The sequence below is a fragment of the Streptomyces sp. NPDC004327 genome, from assembly GCF_042873935.1.
Taxonomy (GTDB): domain Bacteria; phylum Actinomycetota; class Actinomycetes; order Streptomycetales; family Streptomycetaceae; genus Streptomyces.
Genome location: NZ_JBIAME010000007.1, coordinates 320,996 through 343,399 on the forward strand (window position 1 = coordinate 320,996; position 22,404 = coordinate 343,399).

Genomic DNA, 22,404 nt, shown 5'->3' on the forward strand with positions numbered 1-22,404 from the left:
GCAGCCGCACCACTGCTCCCGGCAGGGGCGAGAACCCCTTTGGCCTCGGACCTGTTGGGGACGGTCGTCCGGGTGGCGACGCGTTCCCCGAGGAACGGCGTGAATTCCTTCCGCTGCCTGCAGAAGGCGTGCCGGTACGGGGTCGAAAACCGGGTGTGCGCAGGAGGATGTGAGGGCGGTCGTCACGTCCGCCGGAGCGACGGTCCGATGTCTGAACTGTCGGGAACCTTCTGGCGGCGTGCGCCGTCTGTCTAGGCATACGATCACGCTCGGGGGGCGGCAGTTCCATGGGGTTCAAGGGCAAGTACACCGTGCACATAACCATGGTCGCCTCGGCCGTGGCGCTCAGTCTGACGGCGTGGGCGGCGACCATGCTGACGGGCCCCGAGGCCGACGCCCAGGCGGCGGGCGCCGGCCCGGGGGGCCGGCAGGAGGTCCGTGTTCCGACGGGCCCGCAGGGGCAGCCCGAGCAGCCGGTACGGGTGCCCGAGAGCATCGCGCACGCCACCGAGGCCGGCGGGACGGCGGTGAACATCACCATCGACGACGGGCCCGACCCGCGCTGGACGCCACGGATGCTGACCATCCTGAAGGACAACGGCGTGAAGGCGGTGTTCTGCGTCGTCGGGCCGCGCGCCCAGGAGCACCCTGACCTGATCAAGAGGATCGTCGCGGACGGGCACCGGCTCTGCGACCACACGGTGTCCCACGACACCTCGATGGACAAGAAGCCCGTCGCCTATCAGCAGCGCCAGATCCTCGACGCGCAGAAGATGATCGAGGACGCGGCCGGCGGCACGAAGGTCGAGTACTACCGGGCACCGGGCGGCGCGTTCACCCCGGACAGCCGGCGGATCGCCGCCGCCGCGGGGATGCGGCCGCTGGGCTGGAACGTCGACACCAAGGACTTCGAGCGGCCCGGCACGGCCTCCATCGTCAACACCGTGAAGCACGAGCTGTCCAACGGTCCGACGATCCTCTTCCACGACGGCGGCGGCGACCGCAGCCAGACGGTCGCGGCACTCGAACAGGTACTGCCCTGGCTCAAGGAGAAGGGCCACGCCTTCAGCTTCCCGGTGCGGACCACCCCGTGAGCCACCAGGCCCCGGACGACGCGGCGCTCTCACGGCACGTGCCTGAGGCCCTCATCAGGCAAACCTCTTGGAATCGGTCACCGAGGCCACCCCGGTGACGCCACCGTCTGATGAGCGGGTGCGGGTGCGGGTGCGGCCGTCGGGAGTGTGGGCCACGGCGGTGGGGGTGGCCCGGGTGCGGGCGCTGGAGACCGAGCGGGCGAACGCGTTGTTCCGTGACCCACTGGCACAGGCCTTCGCCACCGCCGGCGGCCTGTGGCCCTCCACGCCGCCGCGGCCCGATGACGAGGCCGCGCGAAGGCGCCGGCTGGCCGTGTCGTTCTCCATCGTCATCAGGACGAAGTTCCTCGACGACCTGTTGCTCCAGGCCGCCGCGTCCGGGGTCCGGCAGGTCGTGCTGCTCGGCGCCGGCATGGACAGCCGGGCCTTCCGGATGGACTGGCCCGAGGGCACCCGGCTGTTCGAGATCGACACCGCCGCCCCACTGGACTTCAAGGCTTCGGTACTGCGCGAGCAGCGGGCCGTCGCACGCTGCGAGCGGATCACCGTCGCGGTGGATCTGCGGGACGACTGGCCAGGCGCGCTGGCCGCCGCAGGGCACGACCCGGCCGCGCCGACGGCGTGGATCGCCGAAGGACTGCTCATCTATCTGCCCGAGGACGCGGTGGAACTGCTGCTGTCCCGGATCAGCGCGCAGTCGGCCGCCGGCAGTCGGATGGGGCTGACGCTGGGCTCGCGCGGCGTCATCGAGCGCTTCGGCGCGGACGCCGCGCCGGGATCGGCGGCATCCCTGTGGGTCTCCGAGGCACCCGACGACCCGGTGGGCTGGCTGTCCGCCCACGGCTGGGAGGCCGACAGCCACACCCTGCGCGAACGCGCTGCCGCCTACGGCCGCCCGATCAGCGCCCCGCCGCAGCGCGAGGAGCGGCCCGGCGGACTGATCTCGGCGGTCCGCCGGTAGCGCACCTCCGGGCTGCCCCAGGTGATCGATGCCGAGAGGGACCTGGGATCGGGTTCACGCGCGGCCGACGGGCAACGCGCGCACTGACGGCCTGTCACCACATAGGCCCGCCTGTCCGGATCCAGCCGCGCGGGCCGAGGCGACGCTTCCCCCGCGGCTCCGGCCAGGCCGGCCTCTACGCCTTCTGCGCGGTCGGAGATCTGAGCTCATCGCGTGATCGCCGGTCCTCGTTCATCCCCGGAGTTCAATCCCGGAGGAGTTCGCAGAAACGGTCCAGGGCGCGGTCCGTGCGGCGCCGGTCGCCGGTGGTCGTGAGGTCGAAGAGGAGGCCACGGATGACCGCCATGATCAGCGTGGGAGTGATCGTGTCGTCCGCGCCGCTGGTGATGTCGCGGAACGTGGCGCCGAGCGTGTGGAACCAGTCGGTGATCGCCTCGCCCCGGTCCGGATAGTTCTCGGGGTGAGCGAGGCCGTCCGCGTGCACCTCGAAGAACAGCCGGACGAACGGCGCGCGCTCCGGCGCGCTCATCCAGGCCCAGATGCCGCGCAGGCGCTCCTCCGGGGACGCTGCCTCCGACGGGAGGTTCTCGGCCAGGCGTGCCGCGCCGCGGCGACGGGCCTCGGCGAGGACGGCGGCCACCAACTCCTGCTTGCTGCCGAAGTCGTAGAGCAGCATCCGCGGGCTGGTGTCGAGAGCCGCGGCCAGCGGCCGCAGGCTCAACCCGGCCAGGCCGTGCGCCAGCACGTAATCGGTCGCTCGCGCCAGAGTGGCCTGCCGACGGGCGGGATCCGGGGGTCGTCCCATGGTGGAGCATCCTTTCGGTCCTGCGGATCTGAGCCTGTGTGAGGGCGTGAGTGAGTGGCTCCATTAGTTTATGGTACGACTGTTTCAGTAATGGAGGGGGAGGCAGTCATGCACGCACTCGACCGGGCACTCGTACTGGGCGCCGGAGGCCTCGTCGGCACCGCCTGGACGGCCGGACTCGCCGTCGGACTGCGTCGCGAGGGGATCGACCTCGCCGAGGCCGATCTCTTCGTCGGCACCTCGGCCGGCGCGATCGTCGCCGCGCTGCTCGCCACCGGTCAGGACCCCGCCCGGCTCGCCACACCGATGCGGCCCGCCGACGGCAGCACTCCTCCCCGCGTGGACGGGCGCCGCCTGGGCGAGGCGTTCGCCGTGCTCGGCAACGCCGCCGCGGACCCTGCCGGGGCACGGCGCGAAGCGGGCCGTATCGCGCTCGCCGCCGACACCGGCCCCGAGCAGCCGCACGTCGCCCGGATGCGCGCCATGGTCGGCACCGACGACTGGCCGGAACGCCGGCTGCTCATCCCCGTCCTGGACGCCGAGACCGGCGAGCAGCAGGTCCTCGACCGCACGAGCGCCGCGCCACTGGCCTCCGCCGTGGCGGCCAGCACGGCCTTCCCGGGCATCTACCCGCCGATCACCCTCAACGGCCGTCGCTACATGGACGGCTCCCTGCAGTCGGCGACCAACGCCGGACTCGCGGCCGGAGCCCGCGCGCTCGTCGTGATCGACCCACAAGCGCACCTGTTTCCGAGGGAGTTGCTCCACCAGGAACTGACGGTCGCCGCCGCGCACACCGCGGTGACCATCGAGCCCGATCCCGGGTCGATACGCACGTTCGGTCCGGACCTGAACGATCGGACGGCCTGGGCGCCTGCTTACGAGGCTGGTCTCCGTCAAGCCGCCTATGCAGCGCAGCAGCTCCGCCTCGCCTGGACGACCGGATCCGACCACACACGCCCTGGGGCGTGTTCGCGCGTCCAGGGGATCGAGGAGAGAGCCAAGTGAACAGCAGGAGGCAAAGGGTCATCTGAGTACGGGAGTTGGTGGGGTGCTGCGTTACGTTGACGGCGTGACCGACATTGATTCGCGCATCGACACGTCCCGGCCGCACACCGCCCGGATCTGGAACTACTGGACCGGCGGCAAGGACAACTACCCGGTCGATCGGGAGGCGGGGGACCGGATCCGGGAGCTGCATCCCGGGATCGGCGAGTATGCGAAGGCGGACCGCCTGTTCCTGGGGCGGGCGGTGCGGTACCTGGCCGAGGAGCAGGGCATCCGGCAGTTCCTGGACATCGGTACGGGGCTGCCGAGCGCCGACAACACGCACGAGGTCGCCCAGCGCGTGGCTCCCGACGCGCGTGTCGTGTACGTGGACAACGACCCGCTCGTGCTGGCGCACGCCCGTGCCCTGCTGGTCGGGACTCCCGAGGGCCGTACCGACTATCTGGACGCCGATCTGCGGGACGTCGACGCGATCCTGGCCGCCGCGGCGAAGACGCTCGACTTCTCGCAGCCGGTCGCGCTGATGCTGCTCGGTGTCGTCATCTTCGTCGAGGACGACGAGGAGTCGTACGCGATCGTCCGCCGGATCATGGACGCGCTCACCCCCGGCAGTCACCTCGTCCTGTCCCACACGGTCACGCACCCCGACATGCCGGACGTCGACGCGGCGGTGGCGTTCTGGAACGAGCACGGCACCCCGAAGCTCACGCAGCGGACACCGGCCGCCATCGCGCGCTACTTCGACGGCCTGGAACTGCTCGAGCCCGGCGTGGTCTCCTGCTCCGCGTGGCGACCGAAGACGCCGACGCCGGACGTCGCGATGTACGCGGGAGTCGGCCGCAAGTAACGGCGGGAGTGGACGGGTCGCCCGTCCGCCCGTACACCGGGACCGGCATGGTGAGCCTCGGCCGCGCGCACAGGCGGGGGTGGCTTGTGCGCGCGACGGCGCGTCCGGACGACGGTGGGGCGGCCGCCGTGCCGTACGGGCTCCGCCCGCTGCGAGTCACTGATCGTGGCGACGGTGAACCTGGATGAGCAGCGCGGGCAGGTTGCGGCCCAGGACGTGCAGGTCGCGGCTGGTCAGCGCGAGGTAGGCGTGCCAGGCGACCCGGCGGGACGACAGCGGGCGAGCGGGGACGGGGAGGGGGCGCCGTGGTCATGGCGTGTAGTCACGTCTGGCCAGGGTGAGGAAGGCGGTCTGTAGATTCGGGGGTGTGGCGGTGGCGTCGCGGACGGTGAGGCCGGCCGCGCCGCCGGCTCGCAGCAGGTGGCCGAGGACGCCGTCGGGCTGTGTGGTGCGGACCCGTACGGTCGGGCCGTCGACGGCCACGTCGTGGGGGCCGCCGGCGATGCTGCGCAGGGCCTCTCCGACCGGGGCAGCGTCACCGTCGTAGGGCCCCGGCTGCTGACAAACTCGGTGTATGGCGGCGGCTGCGTCCGCCTGGCTCCTCCACTGGAACGGGCTACGTCTGATGACGGGCGCCGTCGGCCGTGTTGTGGAGCTCCGTGGAGTCCCAGTCGGCGTGTGAGGGCGGCGGCCCTCGGCCTCAGGATCGTCCTGGCGGGGCAGGCGACCGCCCCCGTCCTCCGCTCCTTCTTCCTCTGCGCTGCCAACGGTCTCTGCTTGACGCGAACTTCGTTCTCGACGCAGCGGCCCCGTGCTGGTGGGGCGGGTTGCGGTGTTCCAGGGCTCGGGGCCATCGGTGTACCGCGTAGCTGCGGCAGCGCCGACCTGACCGAATAGGTCGTCACCGCGCCCGCGTCGCACCCGACAGCGGGGCCGATGGCCTCACGTCGAGGGCTACTGGATCAGGTCGGCGTGCGGATGATCCGGAGAGGTCGGGCAGACGTAGAGTTGCAGATGGTTGCCTTTGGAAACCTGGACCCTGGGCGAGTTCGCCACGCCTGCCTTGGGAATTTCGGCAAGGGCTTGGTCCTCGTACGGGATCCAACCGCGGTTGCTGCTGTCCCATTCATTCGAGGCGACGGTAAGCAACGGGTCCATCTTCGTGCCACACACAGCGCAGAGCTGGACGACGGGATCGGTGAGGCCCCAGGGGGGCCAGCCGCCGGCCTTCCAGCCGGGGGCCACGGACAACTCGCTTGTGTAGAAAGCTTCGGGGTAGGGGGCGTAGGAGCTGTCCACGTCGCTTCCGGCTGCCTGCCACCTGCTCCAGTCCGCCAGCTGCTGCCGCAACTCCGCGGCCAGCTCCAGTAGGTTGGGGTACTCGGTAATCTGTTCGGGAGCGAGTGCGCACGGCACTGGAACGTATTCGTCGTACTCCACCGCGAATGTCTTTGGTGGCGTGGCGAGGGTGTCTGTGACTTCGGTGGAGGATCGCCAGAACAGCGCGGTCGGCGGCTTGTGGCTTGGCGGGTGCTCGCAGGGGCACCACAGCACCTGGAGCAGATCGGCCTGCCCGGGCGGTCGCAGCAGGGGTACGTCGCGCACATAGAGCTGGACCAGTGGCAGCATGGCGTTCGGTCCCTTGTGCCACCCTTCGAACCAGTCGTCAACCCGGCCGTCGTGCCACTCGTGTTCCTCGCGGCAGTACGGCCACGGTTCGTCGGCGGGCCACAGCAGTGGCCCGCCGATCGAGCTGTCGTGCGGTGTCGGAGACCCGGGGCGGGGGTGCAGACGGGTCGCCGTGCGTGCCAACGGGACCAGTTGGGGGAAGACCGCGGCGACGTCGACCGTGCGCGGCGGGGTGGTACGGCTCATTCTTGCTCCCGATGGCGGTGATGCAGGGCCGGCTAGTTTCCGAGGTCCAGCAGACCTGTGTTGCCCTTGGTGTTGGTGATGTAGATGTCAGGGAACAGTGGCTGCGAGGATCCGTCCGCGCGCTCGACCCTGGCGGTCATGGTGACCCCCTGGGGAATGGTGCTTGTACTGTCCCGGTAGTCGGGCGTCACCTGGTAGAAGATGGCGTCGTTCGGTCCGAGGATTCCGCCGTCCTTTGGTTCCTTCACGGCCTTTTGGGTGACGGCTTCGTAGGTTCGCATACTGGGTGTTCCGGTGTTCATCCCCGATTGCCAGCAGGGTACGAGGTTGTCCGGACCGCCATCCGCGGTTCCGCCCTTTCCGCCAAGTATGTTGGCTATCAGGTGGCACCGGGCCAGCTGCGTCCCCGGCGAGTTGATGCGGGCGAACTCCTGTGCGTCCTGCCAGCCCGTGATGTCCCCCGCCGCGGCAGAGCCGTCGCCGGTCACCACACCCAGGCAAGCCTGCGCCATGGCCGCCCGAGTGCCGGGAGGACCGGGCGGCGTGGTGGTCTTGTTGACCTGCAGGACCGGGTTTGTACTGTTCCTGATCCATCCGTTGCCCGACGGCAGCGCTCCGGCCGGGACATTGTTCAGACAGGCGGCCTGCGGCTCGGCAGTCGAACCCGTGATGTCGACTCTGAACTGCTCGGCTTCCAGCACGCGCTGGGTTGCGTAGCCCTCGGAGAGCTGGCTCGCAGCAGCCTGCTTGTCCGCGACCGGGACGTGGGCGCGCATGCAAGGCGCGTTCGCATCCCCCTTGAGCTCGTAGACATCCCACCCGCCCGTGCTGTAGTTGGGGATGATCTCGGCGCAGAGAGCGCCGTCTGCTCCACCCTCATGGGTGGCCGCGAAAGGGAATGTGTCACAAGTGTCGGTCGGGATGATGTCCGTGCGGGCTTGGAAAGACCCGCAGGTTCGCGCGGCTCGGGCATCCACGTCGTTCTTCGCCCGGGTCAGCGGCTTGGCGCGTCCCCAGCCGTCGGCGAGCTTGTTCTGTGCCCACAGGTAGCCAGCCGCTGCGGCACCCGCACCCGGCGCGCTCGGTGAATCGCTCATCCTGACGACAGCAATGACGCCGGGCACGACACAGCCGGCGGCGGGCGTGCTGGTGGGGTTGGTGGTGTCCCGGACGTCGTCGTCGCAGCGGATCTTCTCCGGGTTGCTCCAAGAGGCGGTCGGGTCCGTGATCTGGGCACCGGGAGCGGTCACGTACATCTCGTACGACGTGGTGAAGTCGACCTTCGTTCCGGCGGCCGGGCTGGAGGCGTAGGACACATTTCCGCTGGCGACCTTGCCCTTGATCAGGGTCCCGGTCGCCCCGACCCACGGAGCGGGTTTGGTCACCGTGCAGCCGGCCGTGCACATGGCCCTGAACTTCACGTTCAAGGTGGTCACCGCCCCGGTCGCCTCCGTCATCGTGACCGTGACCAGTTCGTTCCACTTGGTGTCCGTGGCGGACAGGACGGCACTGCTCGACACGTTGAGCGTTCCGGTGCCGATCACCTTTCCGTTGCTGTCCTTCAGCGTGTACAGCACGGTCAGGCCGTATACGCAGTACCCGAAGCGGCCGTGCCACCACTTGCCGGGGTCCGTGATCGTGCACGACCCGGAGTCGGCGGCGGACGGTTGCACGGCGAAGGACCGGGGCCCGCTCAGGGGCGATGCGGTGCTCGTGGTGACGCAGGCCTGCACAGCGCCCGCCTTGCGCACGCGGGATCGGGCCGGCGTGGGCTCGCAGTTCTCCTTGGAGCTCGCCTTGACAGGGCGGGTCTTGGCCGGGGCGGGAAGGGGAGGCCGATCGCTCAAGACGATTCTGCCGGTCTTGCGGAGGGAGAAATCCGTTGGCTGGCTCAAGGGCGCCTTGCCGGCACTGTTCCGGGCAAGGTAGGTCGACGAATCGGGCTGGATGGTTTCGCCGTTGCCAGCAGCAGCGGTCCCGGTCGCTGTCGCGGTGAGACTCAAAACGAGGAGGAGGCTGGAAAATATTCGCCTCATGCGCGATGGCATCATTTCTTCTCTCGGTGGGAGATCACTCCAGTGCCACCTGATCGGCCGCGCGATCAGGTGGCACTGAACAGTCTTCTGATGCTGGGGAATTCACTCAGCTATCGTCTTCCGGCACAGACAGAGCCCTTGTCGCGGCGCGGTACGACGCATAGGGGTGCCCGCAGTATGGGCATGCGCCTGGCCGGGCTTCGGACAGGCAGGGGAGGGTGCCTCCATCGGATCGGCCGGCCACGACGCCGATGTCGCCGTCACGGCGAAGGGGGTGCCCCAGTGGGTTGCGAGCGCCTGGAGATGCTGGCGGCGGCTGATCCCGGGCAGGCGTGTGCTCTCACGCCTCAGGCACCCGGCGCGTCGCGGCGGGTCCGGCACGCCGTGAAATCGGGCCTGGTGTCCCAGGCGTTCAACCCGGCGCCCTGAACCCGACGCCCCTATCAGCTACCAGCCGACGATGCCGGGCCACGCGACGCACACCTGTCGAATGCACCGGCGACCCCAGCGTGTTCCTCTGGTCATTCGTTCCGCCATGTCTCGCGCCGCCAACATCACGGCGCGAGACGTCATCCGGATCCGAGCGGGAACGGGCTAGCTGATGGACTGGATGGTGCCCCAGCCGCCGCTGCCGACCTCGATGCTCGGGCCGTCGATCGGGCCGTGGATGTCAGCCCCGCCCTTGTAGAACTTCAGGGTGCCGTCGCCGGCAGTCGCCCACAGGTCAGCGACCCCGTTGCGGTCGGCGTCGGCGGCTCCGGCGACCAGCGGCCGGTTGGTGACGGTGTAGCCGCGGCCGAACTCGGTGCGGTCGCTGAACGTGCCGTTGGCCTGGCCGAGGTAGCTGTAGAAGATGCCGTCGCGGGTGTCACGGGCAAGCAGGTCGACGCGCCCGTCCTTGTCGGCGTCACCGGGAGCGGTCAGCGTCATGACGTTCCAGCCGCCGGTGCCGATGAGCAGCGGAGCGCTCACGGACGGGGTGGGCGCGCTGGTGCCGGCGTATCGGTACAGCTTGTCGTCGTAGGTGGCCAAGAGGTCCGGCTGGCCGTCGAGGGTGGTGTCGCCGATGGCGACGATGCGGGCAGTGGTGGGCAGCGTGCCGATCTTGATCGGTGCCGCGAGCGTGCCGTCGCCGCGGTTGGGGTAGACGCGCAGCTCGCCGCCGACGACGGCGACGATGTCCTCCATGCCGTCACCGGTCCAGTCGCCGCGGTGGGTCACCGAGGCTCCGCCCCACCCTCCGGAGCCGATCTGGATCCGGGCGCCCAGCGCGCCGGTGCCGGTGCCCGGGTAGAGGAAGAGCTTCCCGGTGTCCTCGACCGCGACGAGATCGGGCTTATTGTCGCCGTTCATGTCACCGGCGACGGGGGTGACGTTGCCGGTAATCCAGGTGCGTATGTCGTCCACGCGCGTGGCGACGGCGCCGGTACGGGTCTCGGTGACGGGGGTGCCCAGGCAGCCGCCCTGCCAGGACCTGCTGGTGACCGCGACGAGCTCCTGGATCTGGCCGTTGGTGCGCACGATCGGGCCACCGGCGTCGCCCTTGCAGATCACGGCGTCGCCGTTCGACGTCAGGGCGATGTTCGCGGAGCTGTCACCAGTGGCGGTGAACGCTCCGGTGTGCAGGGTGTCCGGGACCCAGGTGGTCTTCGTCTGGCCGAAGCCGGCCGCCGTGACGGCCTGGCCGGACGTAACCGGGGTGGCGGCCAGGGCGAGGGGCTTCACGCCTGCCACGCCGGCGTTCAGCTTGACCAGGACGAGGTCGCGGTCAGGGTGCGGGACGAGCTCCACGGCGCTGCGCACGGCGCCGGTGGTGGTCTGGGACAGGTTGGTGCGTCCGACGGTGACAGTGGTGGCGACGGCCGGCTTGCCGGCTGCGGGCTTGCCGTCGGCGGCGAAGCAGGAGGCCGCGGTCAGGACCCAGCGCTGGGAGACGAGCGTCCCGGTGCAGGCGCGCTCGGAGTCGCCTACGAGGATGCGGGCGGTGAAGTTGTAGGCCGCGGTGGCGTCGGGGCCCTGCAATGCCTGGGAAGGGGAGCCGAGCAGGCTCAGGCCTATGGCACCGAAGGCGATGGCGGCGGAGACCTGGGCGCGTCTCGTGAATTGTGACATGTGTTTCTCTCCGAAAGGATGCTGGGAGGATTGAGCCAGGCCCGCGATCAAGCGCGAGCCATGGTCGGGGGCCCGGACGAGGCGGTGTCGGGGGCGCGAGCTCAGTGGCCGGCGCGCGGGGTCATCGGCGGGCGAACTCGGCGAGGACCGGGGACACGACGTCTTCGAAGACTTCCCCGGCCTTCTTCGCCACGGACTTCACCGCTGGGGCGACGACTCCGCCACCTCCGCGGGTAATGAGGTTGAGCGCGAAACCTCCGGCGGAGTTCATGAACTCGCTGCTGGTGAAGCCGTACTCGATGCCGGTGGCGACGACGCTGATGCCGCCGGCCACGAGGGAGACGCCCGCGAGGACGGCGCCGATGGTGACGGTGATCGGCGCGGCCGGGAGGAAGAGGGAAGCGACGCCGAAGCCGGCCGCCAGGAGTCCGGTGGCCGTGCCGACCTTTCCGGCGGTGTCAGCCCACCACTTCGCGTCCTCCCACCACTGCTCCTCCTCGGTCTGCGATCCGTTCGGATTGACCTGGTCGTTTTGAGGAGCGTCGGACGGGTTGGTCTTGGTGTCCCGGTCCTTCTTCGCCTGTTCGGCGGCCCGGGCGGCCGCTTCCGCGATCTCCCGGGCGCGCAGGTTCAGCTCGATCTGCCGGGCCTGACTCGCGGCGTTGGCAGCCTCGTTGGCGTTCTGGCCCGCCGTCACGGCCGCGTTGTGCGCGCTGGCCGCCGAACCCCGGGCCTGCGCGGACGACGCCACCGCGCTGCGCGCGGCGTCGATGGCTCGGTTGGCGGAGTAGTTCGCCGCGCGGGAGGCGCCTTGTGCGGTGGTGGCGGCGGTCTTGGCCTTGGCCGCGGACGCCTGCGCGTCGGCGGCCGACTTGTCCGCGGCGTCGGCGTTGGCCTTGGCCTGGCCGGCGTAGGTGGAGGCATCCTGGCTCGCGATGACGGCCTTCGCCGCCCATGCCTGGGCCTCCTGCCCGGCCTTGCGGGCATCCGCGGCGACCTCGGAGGCGAGGGCCGCGTCCCGCTGGGCCTCAAGTGCGACCTTGTAGGCAGCGGCAATTGCGCCCTTCATCGCCGATTGGTGGCTGAGGGAGTCGTGGTCGAGCTGAGCGGCCTTGTGCTGAAGGCCTTCGACCAACACGCGCTTCATCCAGCCGGGCCCCTCCAGCGCGACCTCGGAGTACGACCGGGTGTAAGGGCCGCCGGTGGTGAGCAGATTGGTGGCAGTGACGGCATCGTCCTCTCGCACCGCGGTTTCCAGCTCGGTGTCGAAGAACTTCTGCAGCGACTGCGGGGTATTGGAGTTGAGGGCGTCGTTGCCTGCGCGGGCTACGGCCTTTCCCGGATTCGCGTTCAGGATACGGAAGATATTGATCCGGTTCTGCGTCGCCCGGGCCCTCAGCACGCCGGACGTGTTGAAGTCGCCGACCGCCTGCGCGCTGCCGTTGGCCAGCGCTGCGGCGGCCGCGGCGGCGACCGTGGGGTCGGAGACCTGGGCGATGTACAGGGCGGTCTCACGGTCGTCCTGTGCTTCGGCGAGCGAGCGGTCGAGGTCGATCCAGGAGCAGACGTCCCAGTCGCTGCCCGAGAGCGCGAACTGCGCCGCCTCACGGGTCCAGGTGCCCTTCGAGTCGAGCAGGGCGATGGCGGCCTTGCGGCCGAGCGTGGCGGCGAGGCTCATGTCGCTGCCATTGAGTGCCTGCTCCGCCTGGCTGATCAGATCCCTGGTGGCCGCGTCCACCTGCTGCTGCTGGGCTCGCCTGCCGGCGGCGGCAGCCCGGTCCACGGCGTCCGCCCTTGCCAGCGCAGCAGCCTCCTCGATGGCCTGCTTCTTGTCTGCCTCCAAGTTCGCGAACTCGGCCTCGCGGGCCTTCTGCTCCACCTCCTCGGCGTCCATGACGGCCTTGGTGGCCGCGTCCGCCGCCTTCACCGCCTCAGCAGCGAAGGCAGTGGACTTGTTGGCGAAGTCGATGGCCTGCCCCGCGTACTTGACCGCGTCTTCGGCGGCGGCGGCCGCGTTCTCCGCGTGATCGGCCGCCGCGTTCGCGGCGTCACGTGAGGCGCGCGCCGACGTGGCGGCGGCGGTGGCCAGGCTCTGGGCCGCGGCTGCGGCGTCGGTCGCCTGCTGAGCGGCGGTGCCGGCCATCTGCGCCTGCTGCTTCGCCTCCGCTGCCTGCCCCTGAGCCGCGCCGGCCGCCGCGGCGGCCTGGGCGGAGGCGGAGGCGGCGGCGGCCGCATTGCGGGCCGCCGCGGCGGCCGACGCACCCGCGGTGGCCGACTGCTGGGAGGCGACGGCGGCCTGGTCGGCGGCCGCGGCGGAGTTGCGCGCCTGAGCGGCCGCGTTGCGGGCCGCCACCGCGGCGTTCTTGGCTTCGCCGCTCTTGGAGGCGTCCTTCGAGGCGGCGATGGCCGCGTTGTAGGCCCGGGAGGCAGCCGCTCCAGCGGTGGCCGCCGCCTGGGAGGCTGCGGTGGCCGCCGAGGAGGCACGACGCGAGGCCTCGACCGCCGCGTTCGAGGAGCGGATCGCCGTCTTGGCGGCCGAGGCCGCACCTTGAGCGGCCGTGGCCGCCTTCGTCGCCGCGGCGGCGGACTTGGTCACGTTGTCCTTCGCGAGCGCGGCCTCGGCGGCAGCCGTGTCCGCCGCAGCCTTGGCCTTGGCCGCTGCTGTGACGGCCCGCTCCGACGCCTCGACGGCGAGATCGGTCTTGGCCTGGGCGCGCTGCGCCTCTCGCAACACGACGGCGACGAGCTGCTCAATGGAGGCGGCCTCCTGGTCCCGGGCGCGGGCGATGTGCTGACCCGTGTCGAGGTACCACTGGATGTCGTCCGCGCTGCCGCTGAGGGCGCGGTTCGCGTACTTGGTCACCTCCGGTCCGGCGTTGACGAGGCTTGCCGTGACCTCGATGCGCATGTCCTCGAGACGTGCGGTGTACTGACCGGTCGCCAGGAACGTCTCCAGCGCACTCTGTGTGCCGGCGTCGATGGCGGTCGAGCCGTCGCGCTTGACAGCCTTTCCGCCATTGTTGACCACCGCGAGCGTCGCGACACGGAGGTCTTCGGTGATCGCGGAGCGGTAGCCGGCCTGTACGAACGCGGCAATGGTCCCGTCGCCCCCGTCGAGAGCGGCCGAGGCATCGCGCCGGATGGCCTTTCCGCCCCGGGCCAGGTAGGAGAACACGGCAACGCGATTGTCCTCCGCCGTCGTCTTGGGAAGCGCCTCGGCGAGGAAGAGGGCGACGTCGTTGTCCGTGCCGCTCAGGGCCTGGCCCGCAGCGGCCCGGGTGGCCTTGCCGCCGAGCATGTACGCACGCACTGCCCGTGCGCGCGGCGTGTCAGGGAGATCGAGTAGGCCACCGGTGTCGCCGGCAACGGCGGCCGCACGAGCCGCTGAACTGAGAAGGGCTGGAGTGGAAGCGGCGGCCGCCGTGGCTGTCACGACGGTGACGAAACGCCGACGACTCCAGAAGGTTGTCTGCACGAAAGCACCTTCGTTCGGTCGAATGGTCGGGATGCCGGAGGGTCTGGGCACGCGAAGGCCGCGCACCACGGGGCGAGGGCCTCAATGCCGTCGGCTGCCCGTCGAGGGCGAACCGGGCCGCGGGAACCGCCCGATGAGGCACACCGGGCCGACCGAGCCGGCGAGGCGATGCCGAGCGGGCCATCCAGCCCGAGCACCCATCGGATCGGTAGGTGCTACTTCTGCGTCCGGATCTCGACGAGCATGTACTCGCGCGCCTCCGGGTCCGTCGTCTCTCCCACGGCCGTCCACTGGTTCGGAGTGACAGCGAACGACTTCTTCTCGGTACCCACGGTCATGTCGACCGTGGCGTCGTAGGCGTTGCCCTTGACCCCATAGACGGAGGGAATCTCCATCGTCAGGAAGCCGGAGTCGCCGGTCACCTTGAAGCAGACCGGCATGGCGTCCTCGGGGCGCCGCATGATCTGGAGGAGTCCCGGCTCGCTCCCGCAGTCGGCGAGGGTGATGTGCCCGTCCCCTCGCTTCAGCACAATTCCCTTGTCCCTCAGGATGCTGTCCGCGTTCGGGTAGCCGAAATCCTCCACCGCAAACCCCGGAATCTCTTCCACGGCAAGCGCGTTCGGCGCCCCGGCGGCCGGATTGGACAAGGCGGATACGAGGGCCGCCGCCCCCAGTGCCGCGACCCCACCCAGCGTGGCGATTCTTCTCATGAGGCGCAATTCATGTCCTTTGCATACCCAGGCACCCTCTCAGGGTGCTGTGAACTCAGTTAACATGTGCAGTCGATGGAAACCGACCTAACAAGTGCTGATGGAGCACATCCACCAGCGCGTACCGAGGACCAGCAATCACCAAGCCCCCGCAACGCCTCATGCGGAACGCCACAGCGCAACGGCACCGCAGCCCAAACGCACAAGGACGGACATGACGCTAGATCGCATCCCTCAGGCCACCAAGGGCCTCACGCGTCACCAGCAGGGCCTGACGCGCCACAGCTCACCGGGCCGCCCCCGAGAGCAGGCAAGCCTCCGCGTCGCGGACGTCCCACAGCACCACGGCACCACCCCGGCAGCCTTCACCCGCGTGAACATCGCGGCCGCCCGACGGCTCGGAGTCACTCCCGCCAAGTACACGGACCTGCTCGGCACGGCCCCCGTGCATCTGACGGATGACCGATACCGCACTCCAGCGTCCACCAACATCCGCCTCTGGGAACTCATGATCCTGCAGGTCCCTTGGCATGAAGCCGCGCTGCGCATGGTCCAGGAGAGCGCCCTGGGAAGCTTCGGCCTGTGGGACTACCTCGCCACCCAGGCAGCAACACCACTGGAAGGACTCCGCGACGCCGCCCGCTACCTTGCCGCTCTAGGGGACTCCGGCACCGAGACCCTCCATATAGAGGAGACCGAACAGCACATCACCATCAGCCACGTCAACGCGGCCGACCTAAGCGACGAAGTCGCTTCCGCGATACGTGCCTACGCTCTGGGTCTGTTCCTGCAGCGGGTCCGCGAGACCGCTCGCCGCGCGATCACCCCCACCCAGGTCGCCCTCGCCTCACGAATTCCCCGGACTCATCAAGCCCTCGTAGAGCTGTACGGCACCCGCGCCATCGACTTCACCAGCCCCGTCAACTCCCTCACGTTCAAAGCCGCAGACCTCACCACACCCCAGCCCCATGCCCCCGGCCTGTCCGCACTCCTACGAAGACACGCCGATCGGACCCTCACCGACGCCATCCCCCTCCACACCTGGCTCGACATCTTCCGCACCACCCTCCGGGCTACACCGGACACGGAGATTCCCACCCTGCGCGCCACCGCCGAACGCATGTCCCTCAGCCCCCGCACCCTCCAGCGCCGCCTGGGAGAACACCACACCACTTGGTCGGACGAACTCCAGACCGTGCGCAGCGAACGCGCCCTACGCCTGCTCACCTCCACCGACATGACCCTCGACTCCGTCGCCAGACACGCCGGCTACGCGGACCCCGGCGGGCTGCGCCGCGCCGTCCAGCGCTGGACCGGACAGCCCATTGCAGCGCTCCGTGTGCACAGCGATGACGGCCACCCCACAGAACTTCCATCACCCAGCGCGGCTCCTGAACGAGGCAAGGACGCCCGCGACTGCGGCGGCCCCAAGGGCCCCGGCTGACTTCAAACCCTCCGGAACCGCTACGAGATACGAGCCGACCTCCACCTCGGACAACTCCAAGTCGCCTGCAGCATCATCTGCTTGCGGCGGCTTCAAGCCTCATTCTGAAATGATCAGTAAGGAGGGGGCGTCCCCGTCGAGTCAGGCGATCCCTTTGGTGGTCAGCGGTGACGGCGGTAGTAGGAGACGGTCACGGCGGCCAGCAGCGGGCCCCAGAGCACCAGCGGCAGGTAGAGAACGCCGACAATGGTGTGCCATGGCCCGACCATCGCCGGATGCTCCTCGACGTTCCACCAGAAGAGAAGGCTGGTCCAGAGCCACACGAGGCCCAGTGAGCCGAGGGCGGCGGGGATGACAGCGGCGAGTGGGCGAACGCGGCGGCCGCCGATGACCGGGATCCAACGGGGCACCACCTCGCCCCAGGGCTGGACCAAGCCGAGCGTCAGCAGGGCCAACGCCTCGGAAACCACGCTGAGCCCGATCACGTACACCGCGCCCCAGCCGGGTATGTGGAAATCATGGCGGAGCACCTGGGCGCTGTACCCCACCGGAAGACCGAAGGCCAGCGCGATCCGCCACAGCCCCGACGGCACGGCGGTGAGGGCTGCGGCATGTGCGGCTCGGATCGCCCAGCGGGGTGCGGGAGCGGTGGCGTTCGGGGGAGTGGTCATGCCTCCAGGCTCGCCGAGGACATGGCGGCGCCACATCATCCCGAAGACCCGGCGGCCTCCCCCTGCCGGGGGAGGTCCGGACTCGCGGCCCGGGTGCCGGCGACGAAGATGAGACCCTGCCATCTCGCCCCACAGCTCGACAGTCGTCGAGATGCTCGGAGGTCTCCCGTCCATGCGACGCTAGAGTGGCGGCCGACGAGAGAAAAGATCTTCCGGTGGGCTCCCGCACGTCCCGCACGTCCCGCATATCGCGCATACGGTCCAAGCTGGCGAGGGTGCCGTACCAGGCGCACCGCAGCCACTCGATGGGCTCCGAGCGCCACCAGTTCCGCGTCGGCCCGAAGGTCGCCTCCGCGCAGGCGGACGCGTTCGAGCACGAACACCGCATCGCATTGCCGCTGGCCTACCGAGAGTTCCTCGTCGAACTCGGAGGCAGCGGTGCCGGCCCCTTCTACGGCCTGCTTCCACTGGAAGACTGCAGGCTCTTCACCATGGACCGGCAGCCCCCGGACGGCACTCCGCGGGGATTCCACCACGTGGACCACCCCGACGCGCTGCAAGGCGACCGGTTCCTCCACATCGTCGAGATGGGCTGCTCCGACCTGTGCCTCATCGGCGTGACCGGGCCCCTCACCGGCCGTGTGCTCACCGGCAACGCGGACGGCTTCTGGCAGGCGAACGTCTCCTCGGCCCGGGACTTCCTGAGCTGGTACGAGCGCTGGCTCGACCACATGCGGGACGGCAAGGACAACCCCGCTCTCGGTCTCACCTCTCCGCCGACCGTCGCAAGCGCCCCCTGGGGCCCCCGGGTCACAGCCCCGAGAGCGCGGTGACCACACGCCGTACAGGGGACTGAAGGGGACGGGAGTGGTCGGTTCCGTCCTTGTCGGTGCGTGCGGGGCGGTGCGGCATGATGGGAGGTCCGCTGATCATGCCCCCCGATGGATGCGATGCGTGCACATGCCTGAGTCCGAACCCATACCCGTGTCGATTCTGCTCGTCGAGGACGACGAAGTGATCCGCAAGTCGGTGGCGATGGCGTTGGAGCGCTACGGCTACCGCATGACCGTCGCGGGCGACGGACTCACCGGGCTCGAACTCTTCCGCGAGGGGCAGCACGACCTGCTGCTCCTCGACGTCATGCTGCCGGCCCTGGACGGCATCGGGCTGTGCCGACGCATCAGGGAGACCAGCACGGCCCCGATCCTCATGATGTCCGCCCGCGGTGACGCCCTCGACGTGGTGTCCGGGCTGGAGGCCGGGGCGGACGACTACGTGGTCAAGCCCGTCGACACCTCCGTGCTGGTGGCCCGGATCCGCTCCCTCCTGCGCCGGGCCTCCTCGGTGCCTGCGCACTCCGGTCGGTCCGACGCCCCGGCGACGGCCGGAACGCTCGTCTTCGGCGACCTGAGCATCGACCCCGCGGCCCTGGAAGTACGCCGCGGCGGCGAGCGGCTCGCCCTGGCCCCGACCGAACTGCGACTGCTCCTCGAGTTCTCCGCCCACCCCGGGATCGTGCTGGACCGCCAGACGCTGCTGCGCAACGTCTGGGACTACGGCTGGGACGGCGACACCCGGGTCGTCGACCTGTGCGTCCAGCGGCTGCGGAAGAAGATCGGCGCCGATCGCATCGAGACGGTGCGGGGCTTCGGCTACAAGCTGCGCCGCTGAGGAGGGCTCGCGATGACCTTCGTACGGGCACTGCTCAACCTCCGGTCGCTGCGCTGGAAGATCGTCCTGCTGGTGGGGCTCGCCTGCACCACCATGGCCCTCACCGTCGGCGTACTCGTCCACGAGTCCACCCTGCGCCGGTCCATGAACGAGGGCGCCGGCAAGGCCGAGGCCGCCCTCGACCTTGCCCTGCGGGACCCGTCGGCCTCCCACCAGGACGCATCCGTACCCGTGGTGCAGCCGGGCGAACTCCCCGACGCCCTGCTGCGGCAGGTCGAACGTGAGGGCCGGGGCACCCTGTACGTGAACCGGCCACCGGCGCCCGTCTACTGGGCCGCGCGCAAGCAGGACGGGCGGCTGTACGCGGTCGACGTCGACATGACCGCCGACCTGCTCACCCGGCAGGCCCTCGACCGGCACATGTGGAAGTACTCGCTGCTCACCCTCGCCATCGTCGTCCCCGTCACGGTCCTCGCGACCGAGCTGCCTGCGCGAAGGCTGCGCCGGGTGGCCCGTACGGCGCGCCGCATCACCGCGGGCGACCTGGACGCCCGCACGGGGACGAGCCGCGGCGGCGTCGACGAGATCGGGGAGATCGGGGCCGTCGTCGACTCGATGGCCGACAGCCTGCGGCAGCGCATCGCGAGCGAACAGCGCTTCACCGCCGATGTCGCCCATGAGCTGCGTACGCCGCTGATGGGTCTGGTGACCTCGGCCGGCCTGCTGCCGGAGGACGAGGTCACCGACATGGTCAAGGACCGGATCGGGGTGCTGCGCGACCTCGTCGAGGACCTGCTGGAGATCTCCCGGCTCGACGCCGGTGCCGAGGAGCCCCGGTTCCGGCCGGTGGTCCTGGCCGAGCTGGTACGGGAGTCGGTGGCGCGCGCGGGTGCGACGGCGCGCGTGACGGCGGACGAGACGGCCGTGGCCGAAACGGATCCGCGGCGTCTGGACCGGATCGTCGCCAACCTCGTCACCAACGCCCACCGCCACGGCGCCGACCCCGTGGAGATCACGGTCGCCGAGCGGACGATCACGGTTCGGGACCACGGCCCCGGGTACCCCGCGGATCTCCTGGCCCGCGGTCCCCAGCGGTTCCGGACGGGTGCGGCCGAGCGGGGCCGCGGTCACGGCCTGGGGCTGACGATCGCGCGCGGCCAGGCGGCGGTCATCGGCGCGGTGCTGGAGTTCGCGAACGACGCCGAGGACGGGGGAGCCGTGGCGACGCTGCGTCTGCCCGAGGAGGGCCCCGGCGAGGTCCGCCCGTAAAGCCGCCGCCGCCCCGCGTCCTGCCACCGCCCGCTGCCTGCCGGATCCGGGGTGCCCGGTCCATGCGGACCGATCCGCGGCGCGTGGGCCCGCGGTGTCCGGGCCCGCTGCGCCCGGGCCCGCCCACCACGGCGTCGGCCGGCAGCGGGCGGCACGGCCGCCCGCCGTGCCCGGCCCGCCGTGGCTGGACCCGCCGTGCCGGGCCTGCAATGCCTGGGCCCGCCGTGCCCGGCCCGCCGTGCCCGGCCCGCCGTGCCCGGGCCTGATACGCGGTGGATACACGAACGATGGGTTCCCGCGCCCCCGTGAAGCGTTCGCCTCAGCCGTACGGACATGCCGGCCCCGCACTCTGACTGCCGTAACGATCTCGTACGGCAGCCCCGGAGGTGGCCCCGTGTCCCTTTCCCCCTTCTCCCCCCTTTCCGGCGCGCACCGGAACCGCGTCGCGGGAGGCGCGCTGGCCCTGGCCCTCGTCACGGTCCTGGGCGTCTCCGTGTACGGGACGGCGGACGGCTCCGGCGGCTCCGGGCCGGACGTCGTGTCGCCCGCGGGAACGGCCGGCGGCCGGCTCCCGATCGCCGGCAGTGACGCGGCTCCGTGGCCGCAGGACGGTCAGACCGCCGTCGCGCTGGAAGGCTCCGGCCCGGTCGGGACGCGGGGCGAACAGCGGCCCGTGCCCATCGCGAGCCTGACGAAAGTGATGACCGCGCACGTCATCCTCGAGGAACATCCGCTGCGGCCCGGTGAACCGGGCCCCGCGATCGAGGCGGATCGCCAGGCCTCGTACGAGGTGGGTGTCGGCGGCGAGTCCACGGTGCCGCTCCAGGCGGGCCGGCGCTACTCCCAGCGTCAGCTGCTGGAGATGCTGTTGATTCCCTCCGGGAACAACGTCGCGCGGCTGCTGGCGCGCTGGGACTCGGGGAGCCAGGAGGCGTTCGCGGAGAAGATGCGGCGCAGCGCCGCCCGGCTCGGCATGAAGCACTCGACGTACACCGGGGCCAGCGGGATCGAAGCCACCACGACCAGTACAGCGAGCGACCAGCTCGCCCTGGCCCGGAAGGCGATGAAGAACCCCGTCTTCCGCGACATCGTGGGCACGCGGTCGGTGACGATTCCCGGCGTCGGCCCGATCACCAACACCAACCCTCTCCTGGACACGCCCGGTGTCGTCGGCATCAAGACCGGTTCCAGCACTCCGGCCGGCGGGAACCTGCTGTGGGCCTGCGAGGTACGTGTCGGCGACACGACCCGCCTGCTCGTCGGCGCGGTCCTCCACCAGCGGGCGAACACCACGCCCGGCGAGGGGCTCCGGGCGGCCGTCGACAGCAGTCGCCGCCTGATCGAGGGACTCCGCGCCGGCCTGACCCGGGAAGGCTGAACCACGATGACGACGACGCATCAGGCCATCGCCCCGGAGACGGAGCGGAAGACGGCGAGCAGCCCACCGCGATCGGCGCGGATACGGCGCCGGGGGACCGCCACCGCGATCTGCGCCGCCCTCCTCGCGCTCGTTCTCATCGGCCACGCAAGCCTCCCCGACCTCCCCGGCCACCTCAGCAGCCTCGCCGAGACCCTGCTGCCGTGGACGGGACTCGCGATACCCGCGCTCGCGGCCGTGGCGCTGCTGCGCCGGTCACGGATGGCGGCGGCCGCCCTGGTCCTGCCCGTGGTCGCCTGGCTGACGGCCTTCGGAGGCACCCTCACCGACAAGTCGTCCCCGGGCGGGGACCTCACCGTCGTCAGCCACAACGTCAACCAGGCCAACCCCGACCCGCAGGGCACCGTGCGGAGCCTGCTCGCCGCCAAGGCCGACATCGTGGCCCTGGAGGAACTGTCCCCGGACACCGCGCCCGCCTACGAACGGGCCCTGGCCGCCGCGTACCCGCACCACTTCTACCAAGGCACGGTCGGCCTGTGGAGCACCCGCCCGCTCCGGGACGCCCGGGCGGTGCCGATCATGCCCTGGACCCGGGCGATGCGCGCCACGGCCGACACCCCCAAGGGCCCGCTGGCCGTGTACGTCGTCCACCTCCCGTCCGTCCGCGTCGGCCCCACCGGCTTCGGCTCGGGCGCCCGCAACGACGTCGCCGCCGTCCTGGCGGACATCCTGCGCGCCGAACACGCGCCCCGCACCCTCGTCATGGGCGACTTCAACGGCTCCACCGACGACCGAGCGCTGCGCCCGCTCACCTCCGGCATGGTCTCGGCCCAGTCCTCCTCCGGCGACGGCTTCGGCCTCACCTGGCCGTCGAGCTTCCCGATCGTGCGGATCGACCAGATCCTCGTCAGGGGAGCGAAACCCACCGCGTCGTGGACGCTGCCCGCGACGGCGAGCGATCATCTGCCCGTCGCGGCCCGCATCGACCTCACGGCGGTCCCGGCCGGCGACACCGGCTCGCCCGGATAGCGTCCGCAGCCGTGGCGGT

General features: G+C 70.6%; 18 protein-coding genes and 1 pseudogene. 11 read left to right on the forward strand and 8 right to left on the reverse strand.

The features are described from left to right. The first annotated feature begins 287 nt into the window (after positions 1-287). Both ACFYU9_RS25240 and ACFYU9_RS25245 read left to right on the forward strand, forming a co-directional pair. Positions 288-1,094: a polysaccharide deacetylase family protein gene (locus tag ACFYU9_RS25240; protein WP_389346084.1), complete on the forward strand. Its 807-nt coding sequence runs from the start codon at positions 288-290 to the stop codon at positions 1,092-1,094. 145 nt (positions 1,095-1,239) lie between these two features. Next, the gene (locus tag ACFYU9_RS25245; RefSeq protein WP_389346238.1) at positions 1,240-2,055 is read left to right on the forward strand and encodes a class I SAM-dependent methyltransferase; all 816 of its coding nucleotides are present in this window, start codon (positions 1,240-1,242) and stop codon (positions 2,053-2,055) included. Positions 2,056-2,299: 244 nt separating this feature from the next. Here the strand turns inward: ACFYU9_RS25245 and ACFYU9_RS25250 are convergent, their stop codons facing one another. Continuing rightward, entirely contained in the window at positions 2,300-2,860 is a 561-nt protein-coding gene (locus ACFYU9_RS25250; protein WP_389212016.1) for a TetR/AcrR family transcriptional regulator, read from the reverse strand. Between the two features lie 108 nt (positions 2,861-2,968). On the opposite strand from ACFYU9_RS25250, the gene ACFYU9_RS25255 reads away from it, so the two are divergent. Together ACFYU9_RS25255 and ACFYU9_RS25260 are read left to right on the forward strand one after the other, a co-directional pair. Then, positions 2,969-3,868, forward strand: coding sequence for a patatin-like phospholipase family protein (locus tag ACFYU9_RS25255; protein ID WP_389346085.1), 900 nt, complete (start codon positions 2,969-2,971; stop codon positions 3,866-3,868). Positions 3,869-3,932: 64 nt separating this feature from the next. Next, positions 3,933-4,715: an SAM-dependent methyltransferase gene (locus ACFYU9_RS25260; protein ID WP_389346086.1), complete on the forward strand. Its 783-nt coding sequence runs from the start codon at positions 3,933-3,935 to the stop codon at positions 4,713-4,715. Between the two features lie 309 nt (positions 4,716-5,024). Here the strand turns inward: ACFYU9_RS25260 and ACFYU9_RS25265 are convergent, their stop codons facing one another. The 6 genes from ACFYU9_RS25265 to ACFYU9_RS25290 form a co-directional block, all read right to left on the reverse strand. Beyond that, the gene (locus ACFYU9_RS25265) at positions 5,025-5,198 is read right to left on the reverse strand and encodes a hypothetical protein (protein WP_389346088.1); all 174 of its coding nucleotides are present in this window, start codon (positions 5,196-5,198) and stop codon (positions 5,025-5,027) included. Between the two features lie 471 nt (positions 5,199-5,669). Continuing rightward, positions 5,670-6,590, reverse strand: a complete 921-nt coding sequence (locus ACFYU9_RS25270) for a hypothetical protein (protein WP_389346090.1) — start codon at positions 6,588-6,590, stop codon at positions 5,670-5,672. Between the two features lie 32 nt (positions 6,591-6,622). Beyond that, entirely contained in the window at positions 6,623-8,626 is a 2,004-nt protein-coding gene (locus ACFYU9_RS25275) for a DNA/RNA non-specific endonuclease (RefSeq protein ID WP_389346091.1), read from the reverse strand. A gap of 594 nt (positions 8,627-9,220) precedes the next feature. Further along, on the reverse strand, positions 9,221-10,738 hold the full coding sequence (locus tag ACFYU9_RS25280; protein WP_389346093.1) for a trypsin-like serine protease: 1,518 nt from the start codon (positions 10,736-10,738) through the stop codon (positions 9,221-9,223). Between the two features lie 121 nt (positions 10,739-10,859). Beyond that, positions 10,860-14,213, reverse strand: coding sequence for an ALF repeat-containing protein (locus ACFYU9_RS25285; RefSeq protein WP_389346094.1), 3,354 nt, complete (start codon positions 14,211-14,213; stop codon positions 10,860-10,862). 215 nt (positions 14,214-14,428) lie between these two features. After that, complete coding sequence (locus tag ACFYU9_RS25290) at positions 14,429-14,923, reverse strand: hypothetical protein (RefSeq protein ID WP_389346095.1); 495 nt, start codon at positions 14,921-14,923, stop codon at positions 14,429-14,431. A 214-nt stretch (positions 14,924-15,137) separates the two neighbouring features. On the opposite strand from ACFYU9_RS25290, the gene ACFYU9_RS25295 reads away from it, so the two are divergent. Both ACFYU9_RS25295 and ACFYU9_RS25300 read left to right on the forward strand, forming a co-directional pair. Beyond that, positions 15,138-16,367: an AraC family transcriptional regulator ligand-binding domain-containing protein gene (locus ACFYU9_RS25295; RefSeq protein WP_389346096.1), complete on the forward strand. Its 1,230-nt coding sequence runs from the start codon at positions 15,138-15,140 to the stop codon at positions 16,365-16,367. A gap of 9 nt (positions 16,368-16,376) precedes the next feature. Next, a pseudogene (locus ACFYU9_RS25300) lies at positions 16,377-16,475 on the forward strand (IS5/IS1182 family transposase); the annotation flags it as partial. A gap of 53 nt (positions 16,476-16,528) precedes the next feature. Here ACFYU9_RS25300 and ACFYU9_RS25305 read toward each other — a convergent pair. Then, the gene (locus ACFYU9_RS25305) at positions 16,529-17,038 is read right to left on the reverse strand and encodes a hypothetical protein (protein WP_389346097.1); all 510 of its coding nucleotides are present in this window, start codon (positions 17,036-17,038) and stop codon (positions 16,529-16,531) included. Between the two features lie 275 nt (positions 17,039-17,313). On the opposite strand from ACFYU9_RS25305, the gene ACFYU9_RS25310 reads away from it, so the two are divergent. The 5 genes from ACFYU9_RS25310 to ACFYU9_RS25330 all read left to right on the forward strand — a co-directional run bounded on the left by ACFYU9_RS25310 (position 17,314) and on the right by ACFYU9_RS25330 (position 22,385). Continuing rightward, the gene (locus ACFYU9_RS25310; protein ID WP_389346098.1) at positions 17,314-17,871 is read left to right on the forward strand and encodes an SMI1/KNR4 family protein; all 558 of its coding nucleotides are present in this window, start codon (positions 17,314-17,316) and stop codon (positions 17,869-17,871) included. Positions 17,872-17,983: 112 nt separating this feature from the next. Beyond that, positions 17,984-18,709, forward strand: a complete 726-nt coding sequence (gene cseB / locus ACFYU9_RS25315; RefSeq protein WP_389346100.1) for a two-component system response regulator CseB — start codon at positions 17,984-17,986, stop codon at positions 18,707-18,709. A gap of 12 nt (positions 18,710-18,721) precedes the next feature. After that, positions 18,722-19,978 (forward strand): ATP-binding protein, encoded by a 1,257-nt coding sequence (locus ACFYU9_RS25320; RefSeq protein WP_389346101.1) that lies wholly within the window; start codon positions 18,722-18,724, stop codon positions 19,976-19,978. A gap of 394 nt (positions 19,979-20,372) precedes the next feature. Then, positions 20,373-21,356, forward strand: a complete 984-nt coding sequence (locus ACFYU9_RS25325; protein WP_389346102.1) for a D-alanyl-D-alanine carboxypeptidase family protein — start codon at positions 20,373-20,375, stop codon at positions 21,354-21,356. A gap of 6 nt (positions 21,357-21,362) precedes the next feature. Then, positions 21,363-22,385 (forward strand): endonuclease/exonuclease/phosphatase family protein, encoded by a 1,023-nt coding sequence (locus ACFYU9_RS25330; protein WP_389346103.1) that lies wholly within the window; start codon positions 21,363-21,365, stop codon positions 22,383-22,385. The last annotated feature ends 19 nt before the right edge of the window (positions 22,386-22,404 follow it).